A 9,440-nucleotide genomic window follows, 5' to 3' on the forward strand; every position below is an offset into this window, starting at 1 on the left:
AGGGACGAGCGGGCGAACGCGGGATCCCGCGCTCCCCGCTCGTTACCGTCCGTAGAGGTGGACCGGACAGGTCCGTCGAGTCGAGCGGTTCCGCAGGAGTTTCCCGTGCACCTCGCCGCGCCGGAGCCCGGATCACCACGGGCCAGCGGTCCCCCGGTGCGCGACCCGGAGGGCCCGCGCCGGGTCACCCTCCTCGAACTCTTCTTCGACCTGGTCTACGTGGTCGCACTGGCCCTCATCTCACTGGGAATGGTCGACCAACTCGACTGGCACCGGGCCGCCGAGGCACTGATCATGCTGGCCGCCGTCTGGTGGACCTGGGCGATCACCACGCTGGTCACCGACCTGTACGACCCGGAACGCACCGAGATCAAGCTGCTGATCAGTGCCGTGATGTTCGGCGCGCTGCTGATGACCACGGCGATTCCGGAGGCGTTCAACAACCGGGGGCTCGTCTTCGCCGGCACCTACGTGGCGATCCACCTGGGGCGTGGACTGTTCCTGATGCCGGCGGTACGCCGCGAACCGCAGACCCAGCGTCGGGCCGCCCGCATCTTCGTCTGGTTCGCGGTGTCGGCGATCCCGTGGCTCATCGGCGCATTCGTCAGCGGAGACGCCCGGATCGTGTGCTGGGCCATCGCGCTCGCCATCGACTATCTCGGCTTCCGACTCGCGTACCCGGTGCCGGGGCTCGGCGTGGTGCCCGAGAAGCAGCGCAACGTCACCGCGGAGCATCTCTCCGAGCGCTACCAGCAGTTCTTCATCATCGCGCTCGGCGACGCGATCCTGACTATCGGCACCATGTTCAGCATGGAGCACACCGAGGCCGAGAACATCGGGGCCTTCGCTGTGGCGTTCCTGACCACGCTGCTGCTCTGGCGGATCTACGTGCACAAGTCCGGCGAGCTGCTGCCGACCGCCATCAAGGCGGCCGAGTCGCCCAGCAAGTTCCTGTTCAGCGCGCCGTACACCCATCTGTTGATGATTTCCGGCGTGGTCACCACGGCGGCCGGCTTCCACCTGGTGCTGCACGAGCCGACCGGACGGACACCGCCGGCCTGGCTGGCGGTGATCCTCGGCGGCCCGGCGCTGTTCCTGGCCGGCCGGGCCTCGTTCGAGTACGAGGTGTTCAGCCGGGTGTCGTGGTCCCGACCCGGCGGGGTGCTGGCGCTGCTGACCATCGCCCCCGGCCTGCTGTACCTGCCGCCGGTGTTCGCCTCCCTCGGTGGGCTGCTGGTCCTGGTCGGCGTTGCCTACGCGGACTTCCGGCGTAGCCGCGGCAAGCCGCCGGAGGCCCCGTCACCGCCGCACTGAACCACACCCGCCAATCACCGCGGAATCACCGCCGGCCAGCAGCCGGCCGGCGTCGGGCACGTACGGCTCGACACCCAGACCGGTGAGCAGTTGATGCACGGTCGCCGTCGCCGCGGTGAGCACCGGGCGCCCGAAACGGGCCTCCACCTGCGGCACGGCCGCCAACGACGGCAGCTGCACGCAGGCGGAGAGGACCACCGCGTCCACGCCGGTCACGTCCAGCCGATCGGCCAGCTCGACCAGACGCGCCGCGGGGATGCGCCCGACCGCCACGTTGTCCGGCTCGCAGAGGCTCACCGCGTCGGTCACCTCCACGCCGTACGCGGCGAGGTAGGCGGCGACGGTCGCGGTCAACGGCGGCAGGTACGGCGCGATCAGCGCCACCCGGCGGGCACCCAGCGCCCGCAGCCCGCCGACCAACGCGCCGGCACTGGTCACCACCGGCATGTCGTGCCCGGCGCGACCGGCCGCGCGGCCCAACCGCCGCTCGGCCCGCTCGTGCGCGCCGGCGCCCTCGCACATCACCGCCACCAGACAGGCGTACGCGAGCACGTCGCAGCGGGCGTCGGCCAGCTCGGCGGCACACCGCAGGGCGGAGCGGTTCATCCGGGCCAACTCGTCGGTGGTCACCTGACGCAGCCGGACCCGACTGGAATGGGTGGTGAAGCGGACCGTCGGATCGACGACCTCGCGTCGGCGCAGCATCGCCGGGATCTCGGTTTCCATTGTGGTGTTGGAACTGGGCACCACCAGGCCGATGCGGTAGCCGCTCACACCAGTGCCCCGGCGTACCCCCGGACCTGCAATCGTTGCCGGGCACCTCCGGCCAGGCGCACCTGTAGGCCGAGCGGCGCGGCGGCGCGGCGGACGTCGTCCAGGTGCAGCGATCCGTGCCGGCCCACGGTGAGCACCGGCGGTTCTTCGAGGTCACCCTCCGGCGCGTGGAACGAGAGCAGGGTGACCGAGGTGGTGAGGTAGCCCGGGTACGCGGCGCGGGCCGCGGCCTCGTCCCGGTGGACCAGCACCACCAGATCGTCGAGGTGGGCGAAGTCGGCGGCGAGGGCACCCGCCTTCCAGTGCGCCGGTTCCTCCGTCGCACCGGTGAGATGCCGGGAGCGGTTCGCCGAGGTGATGTAGAGGTGATCCGTTCCGGTCTCGGCGAGCGCCCGCTCGAAGAAGGCGTTGGACGGGCAGGTCAGCCCTGGTGCGATCACCTGGGTGGTCCGCATCCCCTGGTCGATCTGGGTGAGGTGCTCGGGGAGCCGATCCGCCGCGGGCCCGCGGAAGCCGAACGGACCGGCCCCGTAGAGGGCGTCCATCAGCGCCCGCACCCGACCGACCGGCAACCGCGGCGAGATCCGCGTCCAGTCGAACATGCCGGGAATCCGGCCGATCGCTGTGGTGATGCTGCCGACCTGGTGTGCCGGTCGGCCCTTGGCCAGGTTGACCCGACGTACGGTGGCCGCGTCGGGCCGCGTCACGATGACGTAGAAGTTGGCGAACGCCGCCGCGACGATCGCGCCGCCAGCAAGCGCGCGGGCCGCGACCGCGACGTCCTCGGGGCGGTCGATATAGAGGGGCGGTGTCGGGGCGTCCATGAGTCCTCCTCGGCGGGGCCGTGAGGCAGTTCTACGTCCACTCACCCGGATGACGGCGAGGTCGGTCGCCGATCCGATAGCCGACAGGCGCTACCCGGTGCGGGCGGCGGATGCCCGGGCGGTACGCAACGGCGGACGGCATCGGCCGGATGGGGGATCCGGCGGGGGGTCGTAGCACGCAACCGTTAGCCGCGCGACCCGATTGGGTACAACGGCTGCACCTCAGATCCACCACATACCTCAGGAGGCAGCGATGCGCGGCACCTCGATTCTCGGAGTCATCGTCGTGATCTGGTTGGTGATCGGCGCCATCGCCGGTGGCCAGCGCGGTTACTACAGCGGCGACGACACCAACTGCGCCGAGGCCGGCACCATCCTGGTCACCATCGTGGCCGGGCCGTTGAACTACATCGGCGCCAACCCGAAGGTCGACTGCAAGCTGCCCGAGCCTTCCAAGTAGGCAACAGACGTAGACCGGCCCGTGCCCTCGCAGTGGGGGCGCGGGCCGGTGCAGTTTTCGGCGAGGTCGCTCCGGAGCACTAGCCCACCTCCTCCCCGAACGTCGGTGAGGACGCGGGCTTCGCGGCCCTGCACGACGTGGCTCTCCTCAGCGCCATGTACGGGATGTTCGCCGGGGCCGCGCTGGCCTTCGCCCTGATCCGCCGGGAGGACATCGACCCGTCGGCGCTCGCCGCACTGCTCGCCGACTGGCTCGTCGCGATGGTCCCGGGGTTCACCAGACCGCCGACCAGCTGCGCAGCGGGGACTACACCAATGGAGTCGCCTCCCCTCTCGCCATGCAGGTGGCCGGCGCGCCGACCTTTCTGAGCACCGCCGAGCAGCAGGGCGTCAGCCCCGAACTGCTCCGCCCCTACTTCGACCTGATGCGCCGCCGCCTGGCGGAGGGCGGTGGCGAGGAGGACCTGACGGGCGTCATCGATCTGCTGGTGCGGTGACGGTGTCCGGTGGCTGAAGGCGGTCCTTCGCGCCTGCCGTCGTCCACCGCACATCGCCTAAGGCATCCTAGGAGGCTGGTTTGCGGCTCGACGGCGTTTGTCCGTGCCGGTGCCGGGAACCGCCGATGCCTCAGTCAGCGAACGGGATCGGGAGTGCGGGCATGCAGATCGGCTACAAGCTGGCCTCGGAGGGGTACGGCCCGCAGGAGATCATCCGGCAGGCGGTACTGGCCGAGCGGGTCGGCTTCGACTTCGTCGAGATGAGCGACCACTTCCACCCGTGGCTGGACGCTCAGGGGCACTCGTCCTTCACCTGGAGCGTGCTCGGCGCCATCGCCGCCAAGACCAGCACCCTGCGCCTGGCCACCGGGGTCACCTGCCCGACCGTCCGCTACCACCCGGCGATCATCGCGCAGGCCGCGGCGACCATGGCGCTGATCTCCGACGGCCGGTTCACTCTCGGGGTGGGCGCCGGAGAGCGGCTCAACGAGCACGTGGTCGGGCAGGGCTTCCCCAGCGTGCGGGGGCGACACGAGCGACTACGCGAGGCGCTGGAAATCATCCGGCTGCTCTGGCAGGGCGGCTACCAGTCGTACGAGGGCCGGCACCTGCAACTGGAGGACGCCCGGATCTTCGACCTGCCGGACACCCTGCCCGTGATCGCGGTGGCGGCCAGCGGTGAAGCATCGGCCCGACTCGCGGCCGAGTTGGGCGACGGCCTGTTCGCCACCGAACCGGACGCGTCGATCGTCGAGCACTACCGCCGCGCCCAGGGTGCGGGCCCGCGCTACGCCGAGGTGCCCCTGGCCTGGGCCACCGACGAGCAACAGGCGGTGCAGGCGGTGTTGCAGACGAGCCGGTGGATGGTCACCGGCTGGAAGGTGATGAGCGAGTTGCCGAACCCGGTCAACTTCGACGCGGCCAGCGCGCACGTCGAGGAGAAGCACATCCGGCAACTCTTCGCCGTCGGCCCGGACCCGGAACCGCACGTCGCCAAGGTCCGGTCGTACGTCGAGGCCGGCTTCGACCACATCGTCCTGCAGAACGCCGGCCCCGACCCGGACGGCTTCCTCGACTTCTTCGCCGGCGACCTCTCCGGCCGTCTGCGCGCGATGGGTTGACGCCAGCCCACGGGGTCGACGGTCGGCGGGACATCCGTCAGGTGACGACGGCGCACCGCCCGTCCGGACCATCGTCCGGACGGGCGGTGCACTCGGGATGAACGCGCTCGGGATGGTGCGCGGGTCGACGCTCAGCGGAAGCAGTGCGCGATCGGCACCTGGCTGCCCTCGCAGTTGGTCGGCTCGTTCTCGACCACCACGCTCTCATCGTCGATCTTGACCTGGGCGTGCATGCCGAAGATGCCGCCGGGCTTCACCGTCGACGCGTTGTGGGTGACCTTGCTGGTGTAGATCGCCACCGAGCCCGCGCTGGCGTAGATGCCGCCGCCCTGGGAGGCGGCGCCGACGGCCTCGTTACGGGTCACGTCGCTGCCACGGACCAGCAGGTTCGCCTTCTCGGCGTAGATGCCGGCCCCGAGGCCGTGGGTGGTGTTGCCCTCGACCACGCTGTCGTCGAGCGGCGTCAGGCCCTTCACCGTCGAGATGCCACCGCCGTTGACTGTGGACGTGTTGCCGCGGATCGTCATCGTGCGCATCACCAGCACCGCGTCGGAGTTGGCGGCACCGCCGCCGACCTGCGCGGTGTTGTTCAGCAACTCGGTGTCGGAGACCTTCGTCCGGGCCGAGAAGCTGGCCAGCCCGCCACCCTGGGCGGCGCTGTTCTGGGTGAAGGAGACGCTCTCCACGTCGGCGGCACCACGGTAGTTGCCGAGCCCCCCGCCGTACCCGTTGGCACTGTTGCGGTGGAACTCGGAACGCTTCAGCGTCAAAACGCCGCCGTTGAGCAGGCCCCCGCCCTTGCCCGCGGCGCCGGAGGCGCTGTTGCCGACGAACGTGGAGTCGGTGACCACCATGTTGCCGTCGTTGAAGATGCCGCCACCGCCGCCCTCGGGCGACAGCGACGTGCTCTGCGAGACGGTGACCCGTTCCACCACGGCGGTGGCGCCGTGCACCACGTGCACGCTGCCACCCTCGATGGCCGAGCGGCCGTTGTGCAGTTCCACGTCCCGCAGGGTCAACTCCCCGCCGTCGCGGACTGTGAAGAAGCGGAACGGGGCGGCCTGGGCGTCCCGGGCGATGGTGGCGCCCGCGCCGTCGATCGTGATGGCCTGGTAGATCACCGGCAGGCCGGCGGTGTCGTCGGCCGGGTTGTGCGGCGGCGCGTCGGCGTCCCCGGGCGTCTCTGCGGCGTCGGCGGCCTCCCGGGCGTCACGGATCCCGCCGTCGTACTGGTCGGTCTCGTGGAACGCCTCGGTGAGGGTGTAACGGCACTTGGGCGCGAGCCGAAGTTCGCCGCCGCCCTCGGCGTTGGCCGCCACCAGCGCCGCCACCAGCTTCGCGGCGTCGCACGGCACCGACACCACGCCCCGCTTGCCGGTGCCCGGGGTGGCCGGGCGGGCGCCGTCCTGGTCCTGCGGCGGTGCCGGCCGGTCGCCGTCGCGTCGGTCGTCGTCGGCCGCCGGGGTCAGCCGGGCCAGACCGGGGAGGGCGAGGGCGCGGTCGGCGGCTGCGGCCGCTCCGGCCGCTCCCACGACCAGGCTCCCCGCCAACAGGCCGCTGGCTAAGAACCATCGGGACCGCCGCCTGGGTCGGGCGGCGCGGTCTCCCTCTCGGTACGTGGACATCAACGGTGCCTACCTTCCTGCGTACGTGACGTGACCGCGCGCCGATTCGGGCGCGGGGGGCTCGACGTGTTCGCCGGCTACCAAACGTCACGATAGGTCCGCAATACGGACAGGAAGGCGTGAACGTGAATAGTTCCCTCTTTCATCTTCAAAGCTGTCATACCGACACCGATGTCACCCGCCGACGTGGATGCCGGGCCGCCGTAGCGGATCCCGTTCGGTCCGACGGATGATCTCCCGCACCACCGGCGGGGTGTCCCCCCGGCCCAGGATGAGGTAGCGCGCCAGGTGCGCGATCGGGCTACCCTCCGACCATTCGAAGTGCGCGTGCGGCCGGACCCCGGTGGCGTCCCGCAGGGCCAGCAGGATCGCGGCGATCGCGTTCGGCGCGGCCGGGCTGTTGGCCCGCAGCACCCGGAAGCCGCCCACCTCGATCCCGTGCACGCGCAGCACCTGACTGAACTCCGACGGATCGACCACATCGATCTCCAGGAACAGCACGTCCGCGGCCCCGGGCACCGGATTCATCCCACGCTGCGCCCGCTCCTTGAGCGTGTACTCCTTCACCGACCCCTTCTGCCGCTTGTTGGCGATCAGGTGCAGCTGACCGTCGTGCGCCAGCGACTCGGTGATGAACCGACGGGCCACCTCGTCGAACTCGATCCGCTCGGCGCGCAGCTCGGTGGTCCGGGTGACCCGGGAGACCAACGAGACCACGATGATGCCGAGGATGAACAGCGCGGAGATCGTGATGCCGTCCGGCTGTTCGATGACGTTCTCCAGCAGCGCGTACAGCAGCACCAGGGTCAGCACCGTGAAGCCGATCGCGGAGCCACGCCGGTGCTGACGGGCCGCGGAGATCGTCACCGCCACCGCCCCGGAGACCATCATGGCCAGGATCCCGGTGGCGTACGCCCCGGCCTGGGCGTTGACGTCGGCGCGGAAGGCGATCGTGATGGCGACGCTGACGACGGTGTAGACGATCACCACGGGGCGTACCGCCCGCGCCCACTCCGGTGCCATGCCGTACGACGGCAGGTAGCGCGGCACGATGTTGATCAACCCGGCCATCGCCGAGGCGCCGGCGAACCAGAGGATGAGCACGCTGCTCACGTCGTAGACGCTGCCGAACACCTCCCCAAGGTAGGCGTGCGCCAGGAACGCCAGCGCCCGCCCGTTCGCGCCGCCGCCCGGCCGGAACTCCTCCGCCGGAATGAGCGCCGTGGTCACGAAGGTCGTCGAGATCAGGTACACGGACATGATCAACGCGGCGGTGGTGAGCAGCCGACGTGTGTTGCGGATCCGGGCGGCGAGCCGGGCCTGCTTGTCCGGGCCGTCCGCCGCCACCAGGGGCATCATGCTGACCCCGGTCTCGAAACCGGACAGCCCCAGTACCAGCAGCGGGAACGCCAACACGGCGGTGAACAGCACCTGGCCCGGTCCGCCACCGGTCGAGGTCACCGCGGCCGTCCAGTTCGACACGATGCCCGGGTCCTCGACGATCCGGGCCACCGCGACCACGACGATCACGGCGTTGAGCACCAGGAAGACCGCGACCAGCGGGATGGCCACCACCACCGCCTCGCGGAACCCGAGCAGGAACACCCCGCCGAGGATGAGCAGCAGCACCACCGTCACCACGACCGGCACCGGGGACCCGTGCAGGACGTCCGGCAGGTACGGGTTCTCCAGCAGGTGCACGGTGGCGTCCGCCGAGGACAGGGTGATCGTGATGATCCAGGAGGTGGCCACGAAGCCGAGCAGCACGAGGACGAAGACCTTGCCGCGCCAGAACGGCAACAACCGCTCCAACATCGCCACCGAACCCTGACCGTGCGGGCTCTCGTGGGCCACCCGCCGGTACATCGGCAGCATGCCGAACAGGGTGAGCACGACGATCAACAGGGTCGCCAGCGGGGAGAGCGCCCCGGCCGCCACCGCCGCGATGCCGGGAAGGTACGACAGCGTGGAGAAGTAGTCCACGCCGGTCAGGCACATCACCTGCCACCAGGCGTGCCGACGGTTCTGTCCCTCGGTCGCCTCGGGGCCGGGTGGCTGCACCTGGTGCTGAAAGAGCCACCGGCGCAGCGCGCTGGCCGGCGGCGCCGAGCGGGCCGGAGTGGCCACGCGTTCGGGCACCACGACGCCCCGCCGGCCGCCCCGGTGTGGGCGGGCTGGATCGCGGGCCGCCCGCAGCGTCGGGTCCGGCCCGCTCGGCGTGTGGCGGCGCCCGTTCCAGCGACGTGGTTTCGCGCGGTTCTCGTCACCCATCGTCAGTCCCACCCTCACAGGTCCTGATCTGACGGTAGGCGGTGCCCCGGCGCCCGATCGGCGGAACCGGGCACCTGTTCGGGCTGCTCAGGACAGGTCCGCGACGGCGAGCAGCCGGGCCAGCGCGGGTGGGTCGGCGATCGTCACCGTGGCCGCCGGATGCCGGGGCCGTCCCCCGGGCACCAGCGCCGGCACCGGTACGCCGAAGCGCAGGCAGATCCCGCCGGCCGCGCTGCTGCCGAAGGTCGCGCCGCCGTCGGCCAGCGACAGGTGCGGACCGATCGCCCGCCACCAGCGGTACGGCCCGCTCAGCTCGACGGCGGTGACGTTGTCCCGGTCGGTCCGCAGCCGCCACGGCCCGTACCGGATCATCAGGTCCCGATCGGTGACGGCGACCCAGGCCGTCGCCGGGCGGACCCCCAGCAGCGCCAGCATCGGGCGGAACACCGGGTCGAAGCGGAACGGGAACCGGGCCACGACGCCGGTCATCGCGCGCCGGGCCGAGCGGTGGGTCGCGACACCGGGCCGCCCGGCCGCAGGGGGCCGGGCCGCGCG

8 protein-coding genes and 1 pseudogene are annotated in these 9,440 nt (G+C 71.2%); 4 read left to right on the forward strand and 5 right to left on the reverse strand.

The window, feature by feature from the left end:
* Positions 1-57: 57 nt before the first annotated feature.
* The gene (locus DLJ58_RS14900; protein WP_244218943.1) at positions 58-1,314 is read left to right on the forward strand and encodes a low temperature requirement protein A; all 1,257 of its coding nucleotides are present in this window, start codon (positions 58-60) and stop codon (positions 1,312-1,314) included.
* Here the strand turns inward: DLJ58_RS14900 and DLJ58_RS14905 are convergent.
* Positions 1,300-2,088: a maleate cis-trans isomerase family protein gene (locus DLJ58_RS14905; protein WP_124856810.1), complete on the reverse strand. Its 789-nt coding sequence runs from the start codon at positions 2,086-2,088 to the stop codon at positions 1,300-1,302. The genes DLJ58_RS14900 and DLJ58_RS14905 overlap by 15 nt on opposite strands.
* Entirely contained in the window at positions 2,085-2,912 is an 828-nt protein-coding gene (locus DLJ58_RS14910) for a hypothetical protein (protein ID WP_124856814.1), read from the reverse strand. Before DLJ58_RS14910 ends, DLJ58_RS14905 begins: the two co-directional genes overlap by 4 nt.
* Positions 2,913-3,165: 253 nt before the next feature.
* Here DLJ58_RS14910 and DLJ58_RS14915 point away from each other — a divergent pair, with 253 nt between their 5' ends.
* From DLJ58_RS14915 to DLJ58_RS14925, 3 genes and pseudogenes are all read left to right on the forward strand, one after another.
* Complete coding sequence (locus DLJ58_RS14915) at positions 3,166-3,372, forward strand: hypothetical protein (protein WP_007460667.1); 207 nt, start codon at positions 3,166-3,168, stop codon at positions 3,370-3,372.
* A gap of 164 nt (positions 3,373-3,536) precedes the next feature.
* A pseudogene (locus DLJ58_RS35040) lies at positions 3,537-3,868 on the forward strand (imine reductase family protein).
* Between the two features lie 161 nt (positions 3,869-4,029).
* Positions 4,030-4,989, forward strand: a complete 960-nt coding sequence (locus DLJ58_RS14925) for a TIGR03557 family F420-dependent LLM class oxidoreductase (RefSeq protein ID WP_124856822.1) — start codon at positions 4,030-4,032, stop codon at positions 4,987-4,989.
* A 131-nt stretch (positions 4,990-5,120) separates the two neighbouring features.
* On the opposite strand, the gene DLJ58_RS14930 is transcribed toward DLJ58_RS14925, so the two are convergent.
* From DLJ58_RS14930 to DLJ58_RS14940, 3 genes are all read right to left on the reverse strand, one after another.
* The gene (locus DLJ58_RS14930; RefSeq protein WP_124856825.1) at positions 5,121-6,614 is read right to left on the reverse strand and encodes a right-handed parallel beta-helix repeat-containing protein; all 1,494 of its coding nucleotides are present in this window, start codon (positions 6,612-6,614) and stop codon (positions 5,121-5,123) included.
* 174 nt (positions 6,615-6,788) lie between these two features.
* Entirely contained in the window at positions 6,789-8,885 is a 2,097-nt protein-coding gene (locus tag DLJ58_RS14935) for an APC family permease (RefSeq protein ID WP_124856828.1), read from the reverse strand.
* A gap of 87 nt (positions 8,886-8,972) precedes the next feature.
* A partial coding sequence (locus DLJ58_RS14940; protein ID WP_425271313.1) for a hypothetical protein occupies positions 8,973-9,440 on the reverse strand: 468 nt, incomplete at its 5' end.

Origin of the sequence: Micromonospora arida, assembly GCF_003857035.1 — a bacterium.
Classification (GTDB): Bacteria; Actinomycetota; Actinomycetes; order Mycobacteriales; family Micromonosporaceae; genus Micromonospora; species Micromonospora arida.

Coding starts and splice junctions, on each gene's coding strand:
- DLJ58_RS14915 (WP_007460667.1), top strand. CDS start 3,166: ATGCGCGGCACCTCGATTCTCGGAGTCATCGTCGTGATCTGGTTGGTG.
- DLJ58_RS14935 (WP_124856828.1), bottom strand. CDS start 8,885: ATGGGTGACGAGAACCGCGCGAAACCACGTCGCTGGAACGGGCGCCGC.
- DLJ58_RS14910 (WP_124856814.1), bottom strand. CDS start 2,912: ATGGACGCCCCGACACCGCCCCTCTATATCGACCGCCCCGAGGACGTC.
- DLJ58_RS14930 (WP_124856825.1), bottom strand. CDS start 6,614: ATGTCCACGTACCGAGAGGGAGACCGCGCCGCCCGACCCAGGCGGCGG.
- DLJ58_RS14925 (WP_124856822.1), top strand. CDS start 4,030: ATGCAGATCGGCTACAAGCTGGCCTCGGAGGGGTACGGCCCGCAGGAG.